Origin of the sequence: Bordetella sp. N, assembly GCF_001433395.1 — a bacterium.
In the GTDB taxonomy this organism is placed as follows: Bacteria; Pseudomonadota; Gammaproteobacteria; order Burkholderiales; family Burkholderiaceae_B; genus Bordetella_C.
Map to the genome: position 1 here is coordinate 1,029,947 of NZ_CP013111.1, position 22,039 is coordinate 1,051,985.

Annotated in this window: 18 protein-coding genes; 9 read left to right on the forward strand and 9 right to left on the reverse strand. The window is 62.0% G+C overall.

What is annotated here, in order from left to right; translation table 11 throughout:
- Positions 1-43: 43 nt before the first annotated feature.
- The 3 genes from purL to ASB57_RS04495 are packed head-to-tail and all read left to right on the forward strand — an operon-like array spanning position 44 to position 6,181.
- Complete coding sequence (purL, locus tag ASB57_RS04485; RefSeq protein ID WP_057655907.1) at positions 44-4,081, forward strand: phosphoribosylformylglycinamidine synthase; 4,038 nt, start codon at positions 44-46, stop codon at positions 4,079-4,081.
- A 10-nt stretch (positions 4,082-4,091) separates the two neighbouring features.
- Positions 4,092-5,564: a M20 family metallopeptidase gene (locus tag ASB57_RS04490; RefSeq protein WP_057650921.1), complete on the forward strand. Its 1,473-nt coding sequence runs from the start codon at positions 4,092-4,094 to the stop codon at positions 5,562-5,564.
- The gene (locus ASB57_RS04495) at positions 5,564-6,181 is read left to right on the forward strand and encodes a DUF1415 domain-containing protein (RefSeq protein ID WP_082621969.1); all 618 of its coding nucleotides are present in this window, start codon (positions 5,564-5,566) and stop codon (positions 6,179-6,181) included. The genes ASB57_RS04490 and ASB57_RS04495 overlap by 1 nt, the downstream gene beginning before the upstream one ends.
- Positions 6,182-6,193: 12 nt before the next feature.
- On the opposite strand, the gene ASB57_RS04500 is transcribed toward ASB57_RS04495, so the two are convergent.
- Both ASB57_RS04500 and ASB57_RS04505 read right to left on the reverse strand, forming a co-directional pair.
- Positions 6,194-6,721 (reverse strand): hypothetical protein, encoded by a 528-nt coding sequence (locus tag ASB57_RS04500; RefSeq protein WP_057650923.1) that lies wholly within the window; start codon positions 6,719-6,721, stop codon positions 6,194-6,196.
- Positions 6,722-6,852: 131 nt separating this feature from the next.
- Complete coding sequence (locus ASB57_RS04505) at positions 6,853-7,689, reverse strand: SAM-dependent methyltransferase (protein WP_057650925.1); 837 nt, start codon at positions 7,687-7,689, stop codon at positions 6,853-6,855.
- Positions 7,690-8,004: 315 nt separating this feature from the next.
- Here ASB57_RS04505 and fusA point away from each other — a divergent pair, with 315 nt between their 5' ends.
- The 3 genes from fusA (at position 8,005) to ASB57_RS04520 (ending at position 12,542) form a co-directional block, all read left to right on the forward strand.
- A complete protein-coding gene (gene fusA, locus ASB57_RS04510) occupies positions 8,005-10,113 on the forward strand; it encodes an elongation factor G (protein WP_057650927.1) in 2,109 nt (702 codons plus the stop codon).
- Between the two features lie 210 nt (positions 10,114-10,323).
- Positions 10,324-11,319 (forward strand): tripartite tricarboxylate transporter substrate binding protein, encoded by a 996-nt coding sequence (locus ASB57_RS04515; protein ID WP_082621369.1) that lies wholly within the window; start codon positions 10,324-10,326, stop codon positions 11,317-11,319.
- 227 nt (positions 11,320-11,546) lie between these two features.
- Positions 11,547-12,542, forward strand: coding sequence for a tripartite tricarboxylate transporter substrate binding protein (locus ASB57_RS04520; protein ID WP_057650930.1), 996 nt, complete (start codon positions 11,547-11,549; stop codon positions 12,540-12,542).
- Here ASB57_RS04520 and ASB57_RS31275 read toward each other — a convergent pair.
- On the reverse strand, positions 12,536-12,721 hold the full coding sequence (locus ASB57_RS31275; protein WP_197424949.1) for a hypothetical protein: 186 nt from the start codon (positions 12,719-12,721) through the stop codon (positions 12,536-12,538). The genes ASB57_RS04520 and ASB57_RS31275 overlap by 7 nt on opposite strands.
- Between ASB57_RS31275 and ASB57_RS04525 the strand changes: the two genes are divergently transcribed.
- Together ASB57_RS04525 and ASB57_RS04530 are read left to right on the forward strand one after the other, a co-directional pair.
- Positions 12,720-13,631, forward strand: coding sequence for a tripartite tricarboxylate transporter substrate-binding protein (locus tag ASB57_RS04525; protein WP_197424952.1), 912 nt, complete (start codon positions 12,720-12,722; stop codon positions 13,629-13,631). The genes ASB57_RS31275 and ASB57_RS04525 overlap by 2 nt on opposite strands.
- A gap of 65 nt (positions 13,632-13,696) precedes the next feature.
- Positions 13,697-13,942, forward strand: coding sequence for a hypothetical protein (locus tag ASB57_RS04530; protein WP_057650935.1), 246 nt, complete (start codon positions 13,697-13,699; stop codon positions 13,940-13,942).
- Positions 13,943-14,060: 118 nt separating this feature from the next.
- On the opposite strand, the gene ASB57_RS04535 is transcribed toward ASB57_RS04530, so the two are convergent.
- From ASB57_RS04535 to ASB57_RS04555, 5 genes are all read right to left on the reverse strand, one after another.
- Positions 14,061-15,488, reverse strand: coding sequence for an MmgE/PrpD family protein (locus ASB57_RS04535; RefSeq protein WP_057650937.1), 1,428 nt, complete (start codon positions 15,486-15,488; stop codon positions 14,061-14,063).
- 29 nt (positions 15,489-15,517) lie between these two features.
- Positions 15,518-16,405 (reverse strand): NAD(P)-dependent oxidoreductase, encoded by an 888-nt coding sequence (locus ASB57_RS04540; protein ID WP_082621372.1) that lies wholly within the window; start codon positions 16,403-16,405, stop codon positions 15,518-15,520.
- A gap of 8 nt (positions 16,406-16,413) precedes the next feature.
- Positions 16,414-17,325: a tripartite tricarboxylate transporter substrate binding protein gene (locus ASB57_RS04545; RefSeq protein WP_231755335.1), complete on the reverse strand. Its 912-nt coding sequence runs from the start codon at positions 17,323-17,325 to the stop codon at positions 16,414-16,416.
- 140 nt (positions 17,326-17,465) lie between these two features.
- Positions 17,466-18,941 (reverse strand): aldehyde dehydrogenase, encoded by a 1,476-nt coding sequence (locus tag ASB57_RS04550; RefSeq protein WP_057650942.1) that lies wholly within the window; start codon positions 18,939-18,941, stop codon positions 17,466-17,468.
- 84 nt (positions 18,942-19,025) lie between these two features.
- Positions 19,026-20,072: an amidohydrolase gene (locus ASB57_RS04555; protein WP_057655909.1), complete on the reverse strand. Its 1,047-nt coding sequence runs from the start codon at positions 20,070-20,072 to the stop codon at positions 19,026-19,028.
- A 165-nt stretch (positions 20,073-20,237) separates the two neighbouring features.
- Between ASB57_RS04555 and ASB57_RS04560 the strand changes: the two genes are divergently transcribed.
- On the forward strand, positions 20,238-20,975 hold the full coding sequence (locus ASB57_RS04560) for an IclR family transcriptional regulator (RefSeq protein WP_197424953.1): 738 nt from the start codon (positions 20,238-20,240) through the stop codon (positions 20,973-20,975).
- Positions 20,976-21,031: 56 nt separating this feature from the next.
- On the opposite strand, the gene ASB57_RS04565 is transcribed toward ASB57_RS04560, so the two are convergent.
- A complete protein-coding gene (locus ASB57_RS04565; RefSeq protein WP_197424955.1) occupies positions 21,032-22,027 on the reverse strand; it encodes a tripartite tricarboxylate transporter substrate binding protein in 996 nt (331 codons plus the stop codon).
- Positions 22,028-22,039 lie beyond the last annotated feature (12 nt).

Below are 22,039 nucleotides of genomic sequence, written 5' to 3' on the forward strand. Positions count from 1 at the left end.
TTAAAATCCCGCTTTGCTCCTTTTCCCTACGGCGCCGCTCATCGTGTCCATCGTCCAGTATCTGCCCGGTTCATCCGTCCTGTCGTCTTTTCGCCGCGAGCGGCTGCTTGCGCAGCTGAAGCAGGTCGGCCTGCCGGTAGCCGATATCTCTGCCCGCTACGAACATTTCGTCAACTGTGATGCGGCCTTGTCCGCGGATGAGCAGAAGCGCCTGGCGGAGCTGCTGCAATACGGCGATCCGTACGAGATCGCTGACAATCCCAAGGCCCTGGCCCTGCGCGTGATTCCGCGCCTGGGCACGATTTCGCCCTGGGCCAGCAAGGCCACCGACATCGCCCACAATTGCGGGCTGGCGACGGTGCGCCGCATCGAGCGCGGCATCCGTTACGTGCTGGTGCCGGAGCGCGGCCTGCTGGGCAGCAAGTCTTTCGATACCGACATGCTGGAACGTGCCGCCGCGCTGCTGCACGATCGCATGACCGAAACCGTGGTCGATGCCAGTTTCGACGGCCAGGCGCTGTTCGCGCCGCTGGACGGCCGCCCCATGCGCACGGTGCCCGTGCTGGCGCAGGGCGTCGCCGCCCTGGTCGAAGCCAACACCACCTTGGGCCTGGCACTCTCGGAAGACGAAATCGAATATCTGGCCGAAGCCTTCGGCAAGCTGGAACGCGATCCCACCGACGTCGAACTGATGATGTTCGCGCAGGCCAACAGCGAACACTGCCGCCACAAGATCTTCAACGCGCAGTGGACCATCGACGGCCAGGCGCAGCCCAACACGCTGTTCGGCATGATCCGCGCCACCCATGCGGCGCAGCCGGAAGGCACCGTGGTGGCCTATTCCGACAACGCTGCCATCATGGAAGGCGGCGTCGCGCAGCGTTTCCACGCCGGCCTGGCCGGGCAGGGCGCCGACGCTTTGGTCTACAAGCGCCGCGAGACCACGGTCCACACCTTGATGAAGGTGGAAACCCATAATCACCCGACCGCCATCGCACCGTTCCCCGGCGCGTCCACGGGCGCGGGCGGCGAGATCCGCGACGAAGGCGCCACCGGCCGGGGCTCCAAGCCCAAGGCCGGCCTGACCGGGTTCACCGTGTCGCATCTGCGTTTCGACGACGCGCTGCAGCCCTGGGAAGCCGATCATCACGGCTTGCCGGACCGCATCGCCACGCCGCTGTCGATCATGATCGACGGCCCCATCGGCGGCGCTGCCTTCAACAACGAATTCGGCCGGCCCAACCTGCTGGGCTATTTCCGCAGCTACGAGCAGACCGCGGGCGGCACGCGCTGGGGCTATCACAAGCCCATCATGATCGCCGGCGGCCTGGGCAGCATCGATGCCGGCCTGACGCACAAGGACATCATCCCGCCGGGCGCCTTGCTGATCCAGCTGGGCGGCCCTGGCCTGCGCATCGGCATGGGCGGCGGCGCCGCGTCGAGCATGAGCGTGGGCAGCAACAGCGCCGACCTGGATTTCGATTCGGTTCAGCGCGGCAATCCGGAAATCGAACGCCGGGCTCAGGAAGTCATCGACCGCTGCTGGCAGCAGGGCGAAGCCAATCCCATCATCGCCATCCATGACGTCGGCGCGGGCGGCCTGTCCAATGCCTTCCCGGAACTGGTCAACGACGCCGGCCGTGGCGCCACCTTCGATCTGGCGCGGGTACAGCTGGAAGAGTCGGGCATGTCGCCGGCCGAGATCTGGAGCAATGAATCCCAGGAGCGCTACGTCCTGGCCATCCTGCCGCGCGATCTGGACCGTTTCGACGAGATCGCCCGCCGCGAACGCTGCCCCTACGCCGTGATCGGCGTCGCCACCGAAGAACGCGAACTGCGCGTGGTGCAGGGCGAGGGTTTGCCGGGCCTGGATCCGGCCGGCCAGGCCGCGGGCCCCGTGCGTCCGGTGGACGTGCCTATCGACGTCATCCTGGGCAAGCCGCCGCGCATGACGCGCGACGTCCAGCGTCTGCCGGCGATCGCCGAGCCGCTGGACTTGGCGGGCATCGACCTGACCGAAGCGGCTTACCGGGTGCTGCGTCATCCCACGGTGGCCAACAAAACCTTCCTGATCACCATCGGCGACCGTACCGTGGGCGGCCTGACCGCGCGCGACCAGATGGTCGGCCCGTGGCAGGTGCCTGTCGCCGACGTCGCCGTCACCCTGTCGGACTACGAAGGTTTCCGCGGCGAAGCGATGGCCATGGGCGAACGCACGCCGGTGGCGGTGCTGAATGCGCCGGCTTCTGGCCGCATGGCCGTGGCCGAGGCGCTGACCAACCTGGCCGCCGCTGACGTGGCCCTGGTGGAAAACATCAAGCTGTCGGCGAACTGGATGGCCGCTTGCGGCGTGCCGGGCCAGGACGCGGCTCTGTACGGCACCGTATCGGCCGTCAGCGAGCTGTGCCAGACGGTGGGCTTGTCCATTCCCGTCGGCAAGGACTCCCTGTCGATGAAAACCGCCTGGAGCGAAGACGGTGAATCGCGCCAGGTCGTTGCTCCCGTGTCCCTGGTGGTGACGGCGTTCGCGCCCGTCAAGGATGCCCGCGCCACGTTGACGCCGCAATTGCGCGCCGACGTCGGCGACAGCGTGCTGATCCTCATCGATCTGGGACGCGGCCTGCATCGCATGGGCGGTTCCATCCTGGCGCAGGTCTACAACCAGGTCGGCGACACGGTGCCGGACGTCGACGTGCCGCAGGATCTGCGCGCGTTCTTCATCACCATTCGTACGCTGGCCGAGGCCGGCACCTTGCTGTCCTATCACGATCGTTCGGACGGCGGCCTGTTCGCCACGCTGTGCGAAATGGCCTTCGCCGGCCGCACTGGCGTGTCCATCAACCTGGACATGCTGACCATCGACGAGAATTCGGCCGATTGGGGCGATTACAAGATCCGTCCTGAACAGGTCAAGGTCCAGCGCGAAGAGCTCACGCTCAAGGCGTTGTTCACCGAAGAGGCGGGCGCCGTCATCCAGGTGCCGGCTGCTCAGCGTGACGCCGTCATGCAGGTGCTGCGTGGCGCCGGCCTGTCCAAGTTCTCGCATGTCATCGGCGGCCTGAATGCCGGCGACGAAATCGAGTTCTACCGCGACGGCCGCAAGATCTGGGGCCAGCCGCGCGTCGAGCTGGCGCGTGCCTGGAGCGAAACCAGCCAGCGCATCATGGCCCTGCGTGACAATCCTGACTGCGCGCAAGCCGAATTCGACACCTGGCTGGATACCGCCAATCCCGGCTTGTCCCCGCGTGTGACGTTCGACCCGCAGGAAGACGTGGCCGCGCCGTTCATCGCCAGCGGCAAGCGTCCGCGCGTGGCGATCCTGCGCGAGCAGGGCTGCAACAGCCATGTGGAAATGGCCTGGGCTTTCGACACCGCCGGCTTCGATGCCGTCGACGTTCACATGACCGACCTGCTGGCCGGCCGTATCGACCTGGCCACGCTCAACGGCATGGTCGCGGTGGGCGGTTTCAGCTACGGCGACGTGCTGGGCGCCGGTGAGGGCTGGGCTCGCACTATCCGCTTCAACAGCCGCCTGTCCGACCAGTTCGCCGCCTTCTTCGCGCGCCAGGACACCTTCGGCCTGGGCGTGTGCAATGGCGCGCAGATGTTCGGCGCCCTGGCGCCCATCATCCCCGGCGCGCAAGCCTGGCCGCGCTTCACGCGCAACCAGTCGCAGAAATTCGAGGCGCGCCTGTCGATGCTGGAAATCGCCGAATCGCCGTCGATCTTCTTCGCCGGCATGGCGGGCAGCCATATTCCCGTGGCGGTTTCGCACGGCGAAGGCTTTGCCAATTTCTCGCAGCAAGGCGACGCGGCCAAGGTCGCGGGCGCGGCGTTCTACGTCGACAACTACGGCAGCCGCACCCAGACCTATCCCTACAACCCCAACGGCAGCCCGAACGGCCTGGCCGCGGTGACCACCGCCGACGGGCGCTTCATGGCCATCATGCCGCACCCCGAGCGAGTATCGCGCAACGTCATGATGTCGTGGGCGCCGGAAAGCTGGGGCGACAAGGACTCGGGCGGCGCGTTCAGCCCCTGGATGCGCGCCTTCCGCAATGCCCGTGTGTGGCTCAAATAGGACGACCATCATGAATGCTCGTGTGCCTGATTTCGCGCTGTCCGGTCCCCTCGATCCGCAGGCCCTGCAGGCCTACGTCGACGAGAAGTGGGATAACGAGATCATCCCAGCGCTGACCGACTACATCGCCATCCCGGCTAAAAGCCCGGCGTTCGACGCCGACTGGGAAAAGAACGCCTACATCGAGCGCGTGGTGCGTGACGCCGCGCAATGGGTGGAAGCGCAGAAAGTCGCCGGCTTGAAACTGGAAGTGGTGCGTCTGCCTGGCCGCACGCCCGTCATCTTCTTCGAGGCGCCGGCCACGCGCGCCGACAACGGCGATACGGTGCTGCTGTACGGCCACCTGGACAAACAGCCGGAATTCTCGGGTTGGCGCAATGACCTGGGCCCGTGGACGCCCAAGTACGAAGACGGCAAGCTGTATGGCCGTGGCGGCGCCGATGACGGTTATGCCATCTATGCGTCCTTGACGGCCATCATGGCCTTGGACAAGCAGGGCGTGCCGCGCCCGCGTTGTGTCGGCATCGTCGAGACCTGTGAGGAATCGGGCAGCTACGATCTGCTGCCTTATGTCGACGCCTTGCGTGACCGGCTCGGCAATGTCGCGCTGGTGGTCTGCCTGGACTCCGGCGCCGGCAATTACGACCAGCTGTGGATGACCACGTCCTTGCGCGGCATGGTGTCCGGCACCCTGGAAGTCCAGGTGCTGGATGAAGGCGTGCATTCGGGCGATTCCAGCGGCGTCGTGCCTTCCAGCTTCCGCATCTTGCGGCATTTGCTGGATCGCCTGGAAGACAGCGGCACCGGCCGCCTGTTGCCGCAAAGCTTCCATTGCGAGATCCCGGGGGAACGTATCGAGCAGGTTGCCGCGACGGCCAAGATTCTGGGTGATGAGGTCTGGCGCCGTTTTCCGTGGAGCTGTGGGGCCGATGGCGGCTTCGTGCTGCCGATGACCACCGAGCCGGAACAGGCACTGCTCAATCGCACCTGGCGGCCGACCTTGTCGGTGACGGGGGCGGACGGTCTGCCGCCCTTGTCGAACGCCGGCAACGTGCTGCGTCCGCGCACCGCTTTCAAGCTGTCGCTGCGTTTGCCGCCGCTGGTCGACGCCGTTGCCGCCGCGCAGGAGTTGAAGGGTTTGCTGGAAGCCGACGCGCCTTATAACGCCAAGGTCACTTTCAATCCCAATGCCGGCGCGTCCACGGGCTGGAATGCCCCTGCGTCGCAGGCCTGGCTGACGCAGGCGCTGGATGCCGCTTCGCGCCAGTATTACGACGCGCCCTGTGGCTATATCGGCCAGGGCGGCACCATTCCGCTGATGAACACCCTGCAACAGGGCTTTCCCAAGGCGCAGTTCATGGTTTGCGGCGTGCTCGGACCCAAGTCGAATGCGCACGGCCCCAATGAATTCCTGCACGTGCCCTACGGCAAGAAGTTGACCGCGGCCGTGGCGCAGACCATGGCGGCCTTGCCGGTGGCATGATGGCGTTGGAGCATGAAGAAGGGGCGATCGAGCCCGTTGAGCTCGACACGAGGCATCTGGCCGGCGGCCACCCGGACATCGCCGAAGTCGCGCGGGTCACGCAGCATTGGTTGACTCGCGCCGTCATCGGCTTGAATCTGTGTCCTTTCGCCAAGCGGGTCCACGTCAAGCGGCAGATCCGCTACGTGGTCAGCGCCGCGGTGGATGAGGCCGATATCGCGGCGGAGCTGGAATCCGAGCTGCAGCTGCTGGCGGACACTGACGCGCAGGACATCGACACCACGATGTTGATCCTGCCGGATGCATTCGCGGATTTCTACGAGTTCAACGATTTCCTGGATATCGGCGATCGCCTGCTGAAACGCCTGCGTTTGCGCGGCGTGCTGCAGGTCGCCAGCTTTCACCCGGACTATCAATTCGCCGAGACGCAACCGGACGATATCGAGAACTACACCAACCGCTCGCCGTTTCCGATCCTGCATCTGCTGCGGGAAGACAGCATCGAGGAAGTGCTGGAAACGTATCCCGATCCGGATGACATCTACGAGAAGAATCAGGAAACGATGCGGCGGTTGGGGCTGGAAGGCTGGCGCAAGTTGATGCGGGAAGCTGGCTAGCCGGCTAGTCTGCTAGTCGCGTTCCAGCTGGGTTTGCAACTGCTTCGCGATGGCGCGGTAATGCTTGGCCGAAGCCGCGTTCTTTTCGCTGTCATAGTTTTCGGCGACGCGCTTGGCGGCGACGACGGCGACCTCGAAACTGTCGTCGATGTCCGTCCGCTCGGCTTCCTTTTCGGTGCCGATTTCCTTGCCGTCGAACAGACCCGCTCGATAACCATTGCCATCATCGACGACGCCGATGATGGGCACCCCGGCGCGAACCTCGCCATAGAACGCCGGGCCGGCCTTGTTGCCCGTGCGTGCGACGATCATGCCGACGCCGGTAGCGATCTGGGTGATGTTGGAGCAGGAGCCGCTCCAGAACTTGGGTCCGTCGCCCAAGGAAGCGGGCGCGACGAATTTGCACTGGGTGGTGGGGTCTTGCGACCACTTCAGGTCGGCGCTTTGGCCGGCGGCCAAGGCGGTGGTCGATAACAATACGGAAGCTAAAGCGACGGTGGTGCGCAAGGCCAGTCTGGGGCGCTTCTCTGTGTATTGCACTTGGAACTCCTGGGAATAGGGGATTTGTGCGGGCGCCCGTCGTTCCGGGCGCCGACACTTATACCGCGTATCTGGAGTTCATTGCAGAGCTAGATCCTTCAAAACGTAAGCGGAGTTCCCCCTGCCTTTTTTCAGGCGATCTCGGGCGCGAAGAAGCGTTCATGCAGCTCCTGCAGGCCGATGCGATCCAGCATTTCAGTAAGCCGTTCCGTGGCGCGCCGCTGTGGCGGGTTCTTGTGCTGGGCGATGATCAGCTCGTTCTTCATCGAGTGTTCCCAGCCGACCAGTTCGGTGACGCTGACCTGGTAGCCGTGGGCTTCCAGTTGCAGGCAGCGCAGCACGTTGGTCACCTGGCTGCCGAACTCGCGCGTGTGCAGGGGATGGCGCCAGATTTCCGACAGCGGGTCGCGTTTGGTTGCGCTTTTGTTCTTGCGCAGCACGCCGGCCACTTCAGCCTGGCAACAGGGCACGACCACGATATAGCGGGCCTGTTTCTTCAGGGCGAAGCGCAGGGCGTCGTCAGTGGCGGTGTCGCAGGCGTGCAGCGCGGTGACGATGTCCACCTGCGGCGGCAGCTTGTCGGAGACGATCGATTCGGCCACGGACAGATTCAGGAAAGACATGCCCTTGCTGAAACCGAGCCGGGAGGCCAATTCCTGGGATCGCTGCACCAGTTCTTCGCGCGTTTCGATGCCGTAGATGTGGGACTCATCATGCAGGATCTTGAAGAACAGGTCGTACAGGATGAAGCCCAGATAGGACTTGCCCGCGCCATGGTCGACCAGGGTCACGTCCTGGCCATCCTGCTTCAATGCTTGAAGCAGGGGCTCGATGAACTGGAAGAGGTGATAAACCTGTTTGAGCTTGCGGCGGCTGTCCTGGTTCAACTTCCCGTCGCGGGTCAGGATGTGGAGTTCCTTGAGCAGTTCGACGGATTGGCCGGGACGGATATCGTGGGTCTTGGTCATGAGCACAGCGATGGCCGGGCAACAGCGCGGCGGAGAGGGAATTGCGCCATTTTAGCGCCGGGTGATCCTGGGACCGTCGGGCGGCCCTGTCCAGCAGGATTTGGCGTGCTTAATACCCCATGGTTAATGGGGTCATATGCTTGAAATCCCGGGGTTAGCCCTTATTTCTTTGACCTGCGCTGGTCGGCCCAATTGGCCGGCCGCGAGGGTGCCCCAGGCGCCCTTGCGTTTCGCCCGACGCAGGGTGAATATAGCGCCAGCCCCGGTCGGCCTACAGGCTGTGGCCGGGCAAGTCCATCCGTTGGAGAAACTACCGTGACCCGCAAGACCCGTATCGAGAACTACCGCAACATCGGCATCAGCGCGCACATCGACGCTGGCAAGACCACGACGACCGAGCGCATTCTGTTCTATACCGGGGTGAACCACAAGATTGGTGAGGTTCACGACGGCGCGGCCACGATGGACTGGATGGAGCAGGAGCAGGAGCGCGGTATCACCATTACCTCGGCCGCCACCACCGCTTTCTGGAAGGGCATGGCCGGCAATTATCCCGAGCACCGCATCAATATCATCGACACCCCCGGGCACGTCGACTTCACCATTGAAGTCGAACGTTCCATGCGGGTGCTGGATGGCGCATGTATGGTTTATGACTCGGTGGGCGGCGTGCAGCCGCAGTCCGAGACTGTCTGGCGCCAGGCCAACAAATATAAAGTGCCGCGCATCGCGTTCGTCAACAAGATGGACCGTGTCGGCGCGGACTTTTTCCGTGTGCAGCGCCAGATCGGCGAGCGCCTGAAGGGTGTGGCCGTGCCGGTGCAGATTCCTGTCGGCGCGGAAGACCATTTTGAAGGCGTCATCGACCTGGTGAAGATGCGCGCCATTATCTGGGACGACGCCAGCCAAGGCGTCAAGTTTGAATATGGCGATATTCCGGACAACCTGAAGGCGACCGCGCAGGAGTGGCACGACAAAATGGTCGAGGCTGCCGCGGAAGCTACCGAGGAATTGCTGGAAAAGTATCTGGGTGGCACCGCGCTGACTGAGGAAGAGATCAAGCACGGCCTGCGTCTGCGCACGATCAATAATGAGATCGTGCCGATGCTGGCTGGCAGCGCGTTTAAGAACAAGGGCGTGCAGGCCATGCTGGACGCGGTTATCGATTATCTGCCGTCGCCGGTGGATGTGCCCGCCATCAAGGGCCACGATGTCGACGACAAGGAAATCGAGCGCCACCCCGCGGACGACGAGAAGTTTTCCGCGCTGGCGTTCAAGATCATGACAGATCCCTTTGTCGGCCAACTGGTGTTCTTCCGGGTGTATTCCGGCGTGATCAAGTCGGGCGACACCGTGCTGATTCCGGGTAAGGGCAGGAAGGAACGCCTGGGCCGGATTCTGCAGATGCATGCGAATGAGCGGAAAGAGATCAAGGAAGTGTATGCCGGTGACATCGCGGCGGCCGTGGGCCTGAAAGACGTGACCACGGGCGACACCATGTCCGATCCATCCAGCGTGATCATTCTGGAAAAAATGGTGTTTCCGGAACCGGTGATTTCGCAGGCCGTCGAGCCCAAGACGCAGGCCGACCAGGAAAAGATGGGTATCGCCCTGAATCGTCTGGCGCAGGAGGATCCGTCCTTCCGCGTGCATACCGACGAAGAGTCCGGGCAGACCATTATTTCCGGGATGGGCGAGCTGCATCTGGAAATCCTGGTCGATCGCATGAAGCGCGAATTCGGCGTGGAAGCGACGGTCGGCAAGCCGCAGGTGGCTTACCGCGAAACCGTGCGTGGCAAGGTGACGGACGTGGAAGGCAAGTTCGTCAAACAGTCCGGCGGTCGCGGCCAGTATGGCCATGCGGTGATCACCCTGGAGTCGCAGGAACCGGGCAAGGGGTTTGAGTTCATTGACGCCATCAAGGGCGGGGTGATTCCGCGTGAATTCATTCCGGCTGTCGAGAAAGGTATTCGGGACACGCTGAAGTCGGGCATCCTGGCGGGTTATCCGGTGGTCGACGTGAAGGTCACGCTGACCTTCGGTTCGTACCACGACGTCGACTCGAACGAAAACGCTTTCCGGATGGCGGGTTCGATGGCTTTCAAGGAAGCCATGCGCCGCGCGAAGCCGGTGTTGCTGGAACCGATGATGCACGTCGAGGTGGAAACGCCCGAGGACTTCATGGGTAACGTGATGGGCGATCTCTCGTCGCGGCGGGGGATGGTGCAAGGGATGGACGATATCGCCGGGGGCGGCGGCAAGCTGGTGCGTGCTGAAGTCCCGCTGTCGGAGATGTTCGGTTATTCCACGTCGCTGCGTTCGCTGACCCAGGGGCGTGCGACTTACACCATGGAGTTCAAGCATTACGCTGAAGTGCCCAAGCAGATCGCTGACGAGGTCATTGCGGCGAAAACGGCACGCTGATCTTTAACCGCAATACCCCAAAACCGCCGGTGCTAGATGCGCCGGCGGTTTTTTTTTGTGTTTTGTGTGCGGCGGCCCCGCGCCAACTGTTATGCAAGCCAGTTTTTGCATGGCCCATCGGAACCAGCGGGCGATTCGGTCCTACTCAGCATTAGCTTTCGCGCGCTGCTGGAGTCTTGTGATCGATGATCGTTAGATGGGAGATCGAAGATGGGCCTGTACAGAAAAGGACTTGGTTTGTTGATCGTGGCGGGGACTGTGGTCCCTTGGGCCGCGATGTCTACAGAGGCGGTCATGGAAGGGTATCCAAAACGTCCGATAACGCTCGTCGTGGGCTTTCCACCCGGTGGAGGTGCTGATGTTGTGGCTCGCCATCTTGCGACTTTTATGGCGAAGGACCTGGGTCAGAAGGTCATCATCGAAAACCGTCCGGGGGCCGCCGGAAACATTGGGGCAGTGGTGGTGGCGAGGGCGGCGGCAGATGGCTATACGGTCTATTTGGCTGTCAGGCCCGTGGCTCTCCATAAGGTGGTGTACAAGGGCCTGGATTACGACTTTGCCAAAGCGCTTGTTCCAGTTGGCATGGTCGTGAGAGTCCCCTACGTTCTGGTCATGAGAAAAGATATTCCCGCGACCAACCTGCAGGAGGCATTCGCACTGGTACGCGCGCGACCTGGCGTGTATTCCTGCGGTTCACCGGGAGTGGGCTCCGATAACCATCTTCTTTGCGAAGGCGTCAAGGACCAGGCCTCTTTGAGTTGGGAGCATCTCCCCTATAACGGCGACGCTCCCCTGATAGAGGATATGGTCGGCGGCCATGCCGACTTCGGCGTTGTCGCGGTAGCAGCTGCCTTGTCTTATATAAATTCGGGGCACGTCCTTCCTCTCGCGGTGTTCTCCGCTGACAGGGTCACGGCCATTCCATCCATTCCTCAGATGAAGAGCCTGGGCTTCGCCGTTACCGAAGCTGAGGGCTGGTGTGCCCTCGTGGCGCCGGCGCGAACCCCGGCGCACGCGATTTCTCGGCTGAATCTTTCGATCAATGCGGCCCTTTCCGATGGGGCTTTCCGCAAGACGCTCACAAGCCTCGGGTATGTCCTTCCCGCAAAGGCGAACACACCCGAAGCGCTAGGCGTCTTTCTCGCGGAGGATGTAGCGCGCTGGACAGAACTGTGGGAGCGGCAACACGTATCCGGGCTTCCGTAATTCGCTGAGCAGCGCAAAGAGTCAGTGCGAAACCGCATGGCGGGTGACAGGGCAAAGGGGCAGTCGATTCGACGGCCCCTTTATGTTTTTGCGGTCGAAGCAACTGTTATGCAAGCCAGTTTTTGTATGGCTCATCGGAACCGGCAGGCCGTTCGATCCTACTCAGCAGTAGCTGTGACGCGCTACTGGAGTCTTGTGATCGATGATCGTTAGATGGGAGATCGAAGATGGGCCTGTACAGAAAAGGACTTGGTTTATTGATCGTGGCGGGGACTGCGTTTCCTTGGGCTGCGATGTCTACAGAGGTGGTGGTTGAGGTGTATCCGAAGCGTCCCATAACGCTTGTTGTTGGCTTTCCACCCGGTGGAGGTGCGGACGTCGTGGCTCGTCAACTGGCGACCTTCATGACGGAAGACCTGGGGCAGAAAGTCCTTATCGAAAACCGCCCGGGAGCCTCCGGAAACATCGGCGCTGCGGCGGTGGCCAAGGCGGCGGCCGATGGCTATACGGTCTATTTGGCCGTGCGGCCCGTGGCCTTGCATAAGGTGATGTTCAAAGGTGTGGACTACGACTTCGCCAAGGATCTCATTCCAGTTGGCATGGTCGTGAGAGTCCCTTATGTCCTGGTCATGAGTAAACATGTTCCCGCGACAAATCTTAAGCGCGCATTTGAACTCGTGCGGGCACGCCCCGGTGGGTATACCTGTGCGTCACCTGGACTGGGATCCACGAATCACCTTTTGTGCGAAGACCTCAAGGACCGCGCTTTTCTAGGGTGGGAGCATATTCCATACAGTGGCGAGGCACCCGTGATGGTGGATGTAGCCGGTGGCCGTGCGGACTTTGGCATCGTCTCGGTAACCGCTGCCTTACCTTTCATAAATTCGGGCCACGTCCTTGCTCTGGCGGTCTTCTCCACTGACAGGGTGCCTGTCATTTCATCCGTTCTACGGATGGCGGAACTCGGGTTCGCCCATATGGAGGCCCAAGGCTGGTGCGCCATAGTGGCGCCGGCAGGCACGCCGCCGCATGTTGTCTCCCGGCTGAACCGATCTATCAACGCAGCGCTTTCCAACGTGTCATTTCGCAGGAAGTTGACGCGTCTTGGATATGTCGTTCCGGGAGCGGGGAATACGCCCGAGTCCTTGGGGACTTTCCTCGCCGAAGACGTTGATCGCTGGACAAAGTTGTTGATACAGAAGCAGGTTACCGGGCTTCAGTAATTCGCTGGAGGCTCAACACCGGCGGGACGAGCATGAATGTCGCCCGTCTCGCCGATTCCAATCGCGACATTCAATGTAATGGAGGTATTGAACATGGGTTCAGGAAGAAAAGGTTTGATCGCGTTGTTGACCGCTGGCGGCGCGTTGCCCATTGCCGCTGACGCGTCCGGAGCATTCATGGACGGCTATCCCAAACGGCCATTGACGCTGGTGCTGGGTGCCCCCGCTGGTGTTGAACTTGACCTCATCACTCGCCGGGTAGCGACGTTTCTGTCGAAAGATCTCGGGCAAAACGTCCTGGTCGAAAACCGCCCCGCGGCGGACGGCGTCGAGGGTGCGATCGCTGTAGCTCAGTCCCCCGCCGATGGATATACGATCTATATGGCCACGCGGCCTCTTACGCTACAGGGCCAGGCTTCCGACGGTCCTGCGTTCAAATTCTCCGAAGACTTTGTGCCGGTTGTCATGGTCGCCCGCATTCCTTATGTCATCGTCTCCGGGATGCATGTATGGGCATCCTCATTGCAGGATACCTACGCGCTTATGTTCACGCGACGGCGCATTTTCACGTGCGCTTCCAGAGGGGGCTGGTCCACCACCCATCTATTGTGCGAAATGCTGAAGGAGAACGGCAAGCTGTCTTGGGACCATGCGCCCTATGACACCGAGATATCGGCACTGGATGACGTGACCAGAGGCGGCGCCGATGTAGCGATCGCGTCGCTGCCCACCGCCTTGCCATACATAAGGTCGGAGAAGATCCGCGGGCTCGCGGTATTCGCCCGCAGCCGCGTCCCCGCGATTCCAACCTTACCCGGTATCGATGAACACGGGTATGTCGATTATCAAATACCGGATTGGTGCGGCCTTGTCGCTCCCGCGGGCACGCCGGCGAACGTCATCGCGCGTTTGAACCAATCCGTCAATGCCGCCCTGGCGGACGAGGACGTGCGCAAAGACTTGCTAAGACTCGGCTATATGCTCCCCAACGCAAGCAACACCCCCGAAGAACTGGGAAAGTTCGTCACGGAGGATGTGGCGAAGTGGCAAAAGATACTAAAGGAGCAGCAGGTGACGGCGCTTGAGTAATGGAACTGTGTCGCTGCTAGCCGACGAATAACCCCCGTTTCTAATTAGCTGGAAGGAGTGCTGTTTTGACTGAAGATGAAAAGCTATCGCGGCCTTTGGCCTCTGAGTCCGCCAGACGCGAAGATGGCTCTGAAGACCTGGGTCTGCCGGGCGGTACGGCATCCGGCATCGCGGCGCGGTCGTGGGAACGCGCGCTCGAAGCAATCGAGGCTTTCCTCGACAAGGACAAGGATAAGGACGAGGACAGGGGCAAGGACAAGACGCGCTCGAACATTGCGCTGCAGCCGCGCCAAGTCATCGGCCGAAAATAGCCGAGCCACGCACCTTAAAGTCAACCTGGCCGAGTCCCTACTGGGGCTCGCTTCGTATTGGGGTTCGGTTCGCCTTGGGTTTGATCCTTATCGTTGATGGGATCAGCGTCGCGTCGCGCTAATCATGTACCGAGAGCAGGGCGGTCACGCTCCCGACATCCTCGATGGCTTTCAGATTGTGTAGCCGTTCGTAGAGCTGCTTGACCGCCACGGGCGCCAGTCGCGCCCCTGCGCAGTCCTTGAATTTTTCCCAAAGCTCCTCGTCGCTCATGGGGTAATTGCCGTCCCTGCACGTCAGATCCTCGATACGACGGGAGAATACCGCGCCGGAATGCAGATGCACGATGACCTCGGCGCCCCAGAGATGGTCACCGGTCAAAGGCATGTCGGGATGCGGAAGCGCTTCCGTCTTGTGCAGCAATTCCAGAATGGCCGGATCCTGAACACACGCCTCAGAAAAATGATCGAGCCGGACACTACCGCTGACGAGCGCCCGAGCGACGACGTGTTGGACGCTGAATTTTGCCTCCAGCACTGTCCTGGGCATGGGCTTGTTGGTATGCGCCAGGCGATTGCCATTAGGGAGTATGCGGATCTGTTTGACCTGACTGGGATCCAGGCCACTCTGCCGCCTGGCATCAGGGTTCGCGTCACGCTGGATGTCACGCAATACCTCCAACGCCATGGTGATGGCGGCATGCGTACTGCCACAGCACGGAAACTGCTTGATGCCGACCGACGTTCCTTCTATTTCCAGCCCACCATCGCCCGCTTCGAAAACGCGCTCAAGCGCATAGTTGCCGGCGCCGTTATAGACATTGAAGAAACCTTGCACGCCTTCGAACGCCTGCGGCCCGGCGTCGTAGCCACGCTGTGCCAATAATGCGGCCAGCAATCCGGATCTGGCGCACATGCCCACGTGCAGAGGTTTGGCCATGCTGCCGAAATTGGCCTTGATGCCTGAAGCCATGGACGCACAAAGCCCCAATGCTGTCGCCAGCTGTGTTTCGTCCAGCCCCAGCAGGCAAGCAGCCGCGGCTGCCACGCCAAACACGCCTATCGTGGAAGTAGGGTGCCAGCCCTTGCCATAATGCTCCGGATGCAAGGCCGACGCCAGGCGCACCTCGACTTCCACTCCGGTGATGTAGGCCCGCAAGATTTCCTCGCCGGAAGACTTGCGCCCTTCGCCCACGGCCAGTAAAGGCGCGACCAACGGCGCGGAGTGGTGGCCGCCGAACTTCGCGCAGATGTCGTCATAATCGAGCGCATGCGAAGCCGTGGCGTTGATCAGGGCGGCATCCAGTGCGCTGGTGCGTTGCGCGGCCCCCCAGATCAGGCCGTCACCCGGCGCCTCGCAGACACCCGGGGTATCGGCCAATATCGCTACGCAAGGTTCCGAACATCCAGCAAGCGCAACCGATATCGTATCGGCGATGCAGTTGGTGGCGTTGCGCGCGGCGAGTTCCGAATAAGAGCCGCGGTAGGTCTTGAGTGCGAGTTCGGCCAAAGCGGCCGCAAAAAAGCCGCCCGAATCAGTATTTCCCACGATGCGTCCTCCGACGAAGGGAGCGGAGCCTAAGCGCGGCCCGCATTCGCCTTAAGGTAATAATCGAGCATGGCGACGATGTCCTGTCCTTTGCGCCCACCCGCCATGCCCAGGGCGATCAATTCCCTGACCATGGAAGCGGCCGGCGTCGGCTGCATCAGCTTGCGGCCCAGATCGATCCCCAGCGCGACATCCTTTTCGCCGAGCTCTATCTTGAATCCCGGCGCGTAATCACCCTCGATCGCCTTGGGGAAGCGCTTCAGAAAGTGATGGGACCGGCCGCCACTCTGCGACAGGACGTCGAACAGGGTCTTGGGGTCGACTCCCGCCGCGGTCCCCAAGGCGAAGGCTTCCGCGGCAACGACGATATTCCCCATGGACATCATGTTGTTGACCAGCTTGACCGTCTTTCCCGTACCGACGGGCCCTGTCACATGGCGCGAACTGGACAGGCAGTCGAGGACATCGCCGACGGCATCGATGTCTGCCTGCTCACCCCCGGTCATCAATACCAGCTGGCCGGCGGCGGCCTCCAAAGGACCGCCGCTTACGGGCGCGTCCACGATACGCACGCCTTTCTTCTTTGCCTCCGCCGCGATCCGACACATGACATCGGGGTCTATGGAACTCAGTTCTATGCCGATGGAGCCTTCGGCCATATAAGCCAGTATGCCGTTTTCACCCAGCCAGGCGTCCAGCGTAATAGGCGGATTGGGCAGGCTGGTCAACACCACGTCCGCTCCGAGCACGGCATCTCGCAATTGCTTCACCACCTTGACGCCGTCCTTCGCCGCGAGATTACGGCTATCTTCACTTGGGTCATAGCCGGTCAGTGCAAATCCCGCCCGCGTGAGATGGGCCGCCATGCCGCCGCCCATTTGGCCGATACCTACAAATCCGAGTTTCTTTGTCATCATGAATTCCCTTATTCCTCGACTCTGATCTTTACTTTGTCCACCAGGGCTTGATAGCCCTTGCCTTGGTCTGCCTGGAAAGCCGTCGCTTCTGCCGGACTGGAACCTATCGGCTGGAACGCGGCGGCGTCGAATCTCTCCTTGACGGCAGGGCTGCGCACCGCGGCATTCACGGCTTCCGCCACGCGTTTGCGGATGTCCATGGGCGTGCCCTTGGGCGCCCAGATTCCGTACCAGCTGTTCATGTCATACCCGGGGAACCCGCTTTCAGCCACGGTGGGCACGCCAGGCAGTTGTGCCACGCGTTCGGCCGATGTCACCGCGATGACTCTTATCTTGCCGCCGGCGACATGGGGCAGGACGGACGTCAAGGGTTCGACCATGGCCGTCACCTGATTTCCCATGATCGCGGTAATCCCCTGGGCGCCGCCGTTGTAGTTGATGATCGGGGTTTCCGCGCCACCGCGGCTGCGCAGCAACTCCGTGCCCAGATGGCCGGCCGTGCCGGTGGAGCTGTTGGCCCAGGATATTTCGCCAGGCTTGGCTTTCGCGGCGGCGAATAACTCCTTGAGCGACTTGTAAGGTGACGCGCTTGAGACGAAGACCGCCAACGGCACGCGACCGACGATGGTGATCGCATCGAAGTCCTTCAGGCCGTCATAACCGGCCGATGGCCGGATCATGGGATTGACGATCTGATGATTCGCGTTCAACAGCAAGGTATACCCGTCGGGTTTGGCCTGTTTGACGTAGCGCGCGCCGATGACGCCCCCGGCGCCGGTCTTGTTCTCGATAACCACCGAGACACCCAGCAAGGACGACAGTTGCTGCGCCAGTATCCGGCCCACCGTGTCCACGCCCCCGCCGGGCGGCGCGGGCACGATTAACGAGATAGGCCGGCTTGGATAGGGTTCAGCAGCCATCGCCTCGCGTGCAAGCAATGGCGCGGATAACACGATCGCTGCGAACGCACAGCCGAACATTCGTCGGTTGACGCCGCCGTGGAAATCCTTTGTTTTCATTGTCTCCACCTCCTTCGTCGATACCTTGGGTATCGCTGGTTTTATGTCTTTGCTGCGAACGGGTCGCGCTCCTCTCCCGAAAAATCGACCATGACGTTTTTCAGTACGCTGAATTCAAGTATTCCCTCGTCGCCACGCTCCTTGCCGTAGCCGCTTTCCTTGCGCCCGCCAAAGGGCGCCTGCGCGGACACCATGCGATAGGTGTTGACCCAGACGACGCCGGAATCCATGGCCCGGATCATCCGCAGGGCGCGTGAAAGATCCTGGGTCCATACGCCCGACGCCAGACCCAGCTTGGTGCCGTTGGCGATGGTGATGGCGTCTTCCTCGGAATCGAAGGGGATGACGGACAACACCGGGCCGAATATCTCGTGTTGCGCGACGGCCATCTCGGGATGCACATCGCGGAATATGGTCGGCTTGATGAACAGCCCATTCTTGAGCTTGGCATCGGTGGCGCCGCCCCCGCCCGCGACGACATTGGCGCCTTGCTTTTTCGCATCCTCGATAGCGGCGAGGATGCGGTCAAACTGCGGCCGGTTGGCTGCCGTTCCCATTTCGGTCGCGGCCTGGAGGGGGTCACCCATGACGATTTTGTTGGCGCGTTCGACCAGGCGTTCGACCACGGTGTCATAGACCGAGCGCTGCACCAGCAGACGGGAGCCGGCAATGCAGGTCTGTCCGGTCGCGGCAAAAATGCCGGCGAGCGCGCCGACGATGGCGCGCGGCAGATCGGCGTCATCGAAGATGATGTTGGGCGATTTGCCGCCTAGCTCCAGCGTGACGGGCACCAGGCGCTGCGCGGCGGCCGTCGCCACGCGCCGCCCCACACCTGGGCTGCCGGTGAAGCTGATTTTGTCTATGCCTTCCAGTTCAGTCAGCGCGGCGCCGACTTTGCTGTCGCCTGTTACCACATTCACCACGCCAGGCGGAAAGCCCGCTTCCTCGACGTAGCGGCAGAATTCAAGCGTGCTTGCGGATGCATGTTCGGACGGCTTGATGACGGCGCAGTTGCCCGCCGCCAGCGCCGCCGGCAATTTATTGGCCAGCAGCGCGATCGGGGAATTCCAGGCCGTGATCAGTCCGACGACCCCATACGGTTCGCGCAGCGTGAAGTCGAAGATATCAGGGTGGTCGAGCGGAATCGTGCTGCCGCGTTGCTTGTCCGCCAGACCGGCGAAATAACGGAATACCCGCGCGGCATAAATCATCTGCGCGCTGGTTTCCCGGATGACCTTGCCGTTGTCAGTGGACTCGATGACCGAAAGTGGCTTGGCTTCGCGTTCGATGATGTCGGCCAAGCGGTTCATCAAGGCGGCGCGCTTGAGGCCGGGCATGCGGCGCCAGGTCGAATCGAAGGCGCGCCGGGCCGCTGCGATGGCCGCTTCGACATCCGCTTTCGACGCTTGCGGAATGGTCGCCCAGGGAGTCTGGGTATAAGGGTTCAAGGTTTCGAATCGCTGCCGGTCGGCGCCTGCCGTCCACGCGCCATCGATGAACATCTCATAGGACTTCATGCTTATTGTCTCCACCAATAGGCGGGTGACCCCGCCGGGCTGGGTTTCGTTTTTTGCCGGCGCAACGAGAATGCCGTGCCGGGATCAGGCTATGGCAAGCAGGGGGGCCAACTGATAAGTAGCGGCGGCCGTGCCATGGAAGAGCGCCGAGCGCTCTTCGGGGCTGGCGCTTTCAGCAATGCGCTTGAACGCATTCCAGAGCACGACGTAGGGGCCGGCACTACGGTCGACGGGATAATTGCTTTCAAACATGCAGCGATCGGCCCCGAAAAGATCCAGGCAGGGTTCGAAGTAGGGGCGCCACAACTCGGCGAGCGTCGCGGAATCGGGCGGACCAGCCGCGTCCGAGAAATCGAAACCGAAGGTGGCGGTGCCCAGGCCGCCGAGTTTCATGCGCACATTGGGGCACCCCGCGAGGCGTTGCAGCGCGGGTAGCCATTCGCGCAACGCGGCCGGGCGATCGCCGGCGTAGGGGCCTACACCCAGTACGCCGCCCACGTGGTCGATGATGAGGGGCGTATCCGGAAATGCCCGCGCCAGGGATACCACCTCATCGATCTGGGGGTGGTAGACCCATGCGTCGAAGGAAAGCCCGTATTCGGCCAGCTTCGCATAGCCTTTACGAAACTCGGCGTCGCCGTACAAGCCCGCGGGTGGGCGGGACAGCACGCCGTGCTTGAAGGCGGGGTGGCGCGCACCGGAATGGCGGATGCCCTTGAAGCGGCCCCGGCCTGCGTCGATGTGCGCGGCGAGGACTTCCCCCACGCCCGTCCCCAGCCTGAGGTCCGCGAAACCGACGATGCCGGCGGCGATGCCCTGCGCGGCCTGGCCCAGCGCTTCGCACTGAGCCACCACGTATTCTGTCTCGCCGACAGGCTTCAGATGTTCGGGGCCGCTTGTGCGGTAGGCGTGCCCGCATTGGATATAAACCGTTGCCGTCACGGCATGGCCAGCCTTCATGTCGGCGGCCAGGTCCTTGACGAAATAGCCGCCCCAATGCGATGAGAAATGATGATGCGGATCGATGATGGGCCGGCCAGGATCCAGAGCGGCTTCGGTCGCGGTCCCGCCATCCGCGGCAGGAGGCCGGTGCGGAATGATGGGTAAATCCTCGTCCAGGTTATCTGGCATCGCATTCGTTCCCAGGAAGTTCGGCTGCATCCGTTCAATGTAATCGTACACATATGTGTACGTAGTGTTCAGCCGGCAGAACAAATCCTACGCCCGTCATTCTGATTGCGCAACCATCCTTTCGCATAGAATGCGGCTGTGACTGACGGAGAGACTGAGGGCCTAGTGAGCGCAGATGTGAAGAGCGCGGTGCGCGTTCTGCAGATTTTTCAGCTGTACGCCGAGATCAAGGCGCCGGCTTCGTTGGCGACGATCAGCCAGCGATTGGAGATGCCGAAGTCGAGTTGCCAGGCGTTGCTGCGCACGCTGGAAGCGCATGGATATCTGTCCAATCGGGATGAGTCGAAGGACTATTACCCGACGCGCAAGCTCTACGATGAGATGCGTACCATCGTTGAAGAGGATCCCTTTCTAAAGGATCTAATGCCTTTGCTGGAAGAGCTCAGCGACGCGACGGGCGAATCGGTGTTCCTGGCACGCCGCCAGGACTTGATGGCGCATTACCTTGAAATCGTTCAAGGACGGCAGTCGCTGCGTTTCGCGGGCACGGCGGGAGAGCGCCGTCCGCTTTATATCGGGGCGGCGGGGCAGAGCCTGTTGGGTGGCATGCCGAAAGCGGAACGCGTCGCGCTGGTGAATCGACTTGAGTTCGAGCGTTTCTCGCCGAACACCATCACGAGCGGTGCCGCGCTGCTCAAGCAGGTGGAAGAGGGCGTCAAACGAGGCTGGTTCATGTCGATCGGCGGATTCCAGCTGGAGGTCTCTTCGATCGGCAATTATGTCTGGTTGAATGAACAGCTCTATGCGATCGTGATCGCGGCGCCGACGCAGCGGATAGAGCGTAATCAGAAAACGTTGAGCCGGCTGGTGATGGATTTGTGCGCGCGGGTGACCGAGCGTTGAGTCTGCCGCTGCGCCGGCGTGTCAATGGTCAACGGTTATCGCTCAATTGTCATTGGTCAATGGCGCGGCGCAGGGCTCCAGTGGTCGGTCCCGACGTCCGCCCAATGCACGGCTTCTTCTTCGATAAGCTGGCGCAGCGCGTCGGCGCTGTTCAATTCTGATGGCAGGATGTAGCCGAGGCCATGCAGTTGCTCACGCAATTGGCGCCTGGACAGCACGCGGTTCAACGAGGTGTTCAGGCGTTGGGCGATTTCGGGCCGGGTGGCGATCGGCGCCATCAAGCCGTACCAGGCATTGCCGCGCAGGTCGACATAGCCCTGCTCGTGAAAGGTGGGGATGGTGGGTGCCGATGGTGCCCGTTCCTGGCCTGACACTGCGATCGCTTGCACCGCATCCGCGCGCAGATAAGGCAGCGCCGCCGAAAGGGTGATGAAGACCGTGTCAACGTACCCGCCGATCGCGTGGGAGAAAGCCTGGTCGGCGTAAATATAAGGAACGTGCATCAGTTCCACGTTGGCTTCCTGCTGAAACTCTTCGCAGAGTAAATGGCCCGTGGATCCTACGCCGCCGGAGGCGCAGCGGATCGACATGGGGTAGTCCTTCGCCCACGTGGCGAGTTCCCTGGCGCTTGTGATCAGCGCATCTTTTCCGGCGATGACGACACTGGGCGCCGAGGCCATCAAGCCTATGGGTTGCAGTTCACGGCGTAAATCGTAGCGGGGGTTTGCCTGCAAGGCTCCATAGGCCACGTTGGGTCTGGCCGATACGAAAAGCGTGTAGCCATCAGGCCGGCATCGCGCCACATGTTCCGCCGCGATGTTGCCTGAATCGCCCGGGCGATTTTCGACCTGCACTTTGGTCGCCAGTTCGTGCTCGAGCTCCATGGCGATATGCCTGGCGATGATGTCGACGCCGGCACCGGGTGATCCGCCAACCACCAGTGTGATTCGTTGAGAGGGGTAGGCGTCCAGGGCGCGTGAGGAATAGCTTCTCAAGGACACTACGTTGCTTGCCAATTGCGTGGCAGGTGCTCTGGGGTCATCGAATTGCATGCACGTCTCCAT

Coding starts and splice junctions, on each gene's coding strand:
- ASB57_RS04565 (WP_197424955.1), bottom strand. CDS start 22,027: ATGCAATTCGATGACCCCAGAGCACCTGCCACGCAATTGGCAAGCAAC.
- ASB57_RS04545 (WP_231755335.1), bottom strand. CDS start 17,325: ATGGCTGCTGAACCCTATCCAAGCCGGCCTATCTCGTTAATCGTGCCC.
- ASB57_RS04490 (WP_057650921.1), top strand. CDS start 4,092: ATGAATGCTCGTGTGCCTGATTTCGCGCTGTCCGGTCCCCTCGATCCG.
- ASB57_RS04550 (WP_057650942.1), bottom strand. CDS start 18,941: ATGAAGTCCTATGAGATGTTCATCGATGGCGCGTGGACGGCAGGCGCC.
- ASB57_RS04540 (WP_082621372.1), bottom strand. CDS start 16,405: ATGATGACAAAGAAACTCGGATTTGTAGGTATCGGCCAAATGGGCGGC.
- ASB57_RS04555 (WP_057655909.1), bottom strand. CDS start 20,072: ATGCCAGATAACCTGGACGAGGATTTACCCATCATTCCGCACCGGCCT.
- ASB57_RS04515 (WP_082621369.1), top strand. CDS start 10,324: ATGGGCCTGTACAGAAAAGGACTTGGTTTGTTGATCGTGGCGGGGACT.
- ASB57_RS04495 (WP_082621969.1), top strand. CDS start 5,564: ATGGCGTTGGAGCATGAAGAAGGGGCGATCGAGCCCGTTGAGCTCGAC.
- ASB57_RS04505 (WP_057650925.1), bottom strand. CDS start 7,689: ATGACCAAGACCCACGATATCCGTCCCGGCCAATCCGTCGAACTGCTC.
- ASB57_RS04520 (WP_057650930.1), top strand. CDS start 11,547: ATGGGCCTGTACAGAAAAGGACTTGGTTTATTGATCGTGGCGGGGACT.
- ASB57_RS04525 (WP_197424952.1), top strand. CDS start 12,720: ATGGACGGCTATCCCAAACGGCCATTGACGCTGGTGCTGGGTGCCCCC.
- ASB57_RS31275 (WP_197424949.1), bottom strand. CDS start 12,721: ATGAATGCTCCGGACGCGTCAGCGGCAATGGGCAACGCGCCGCCAGCG.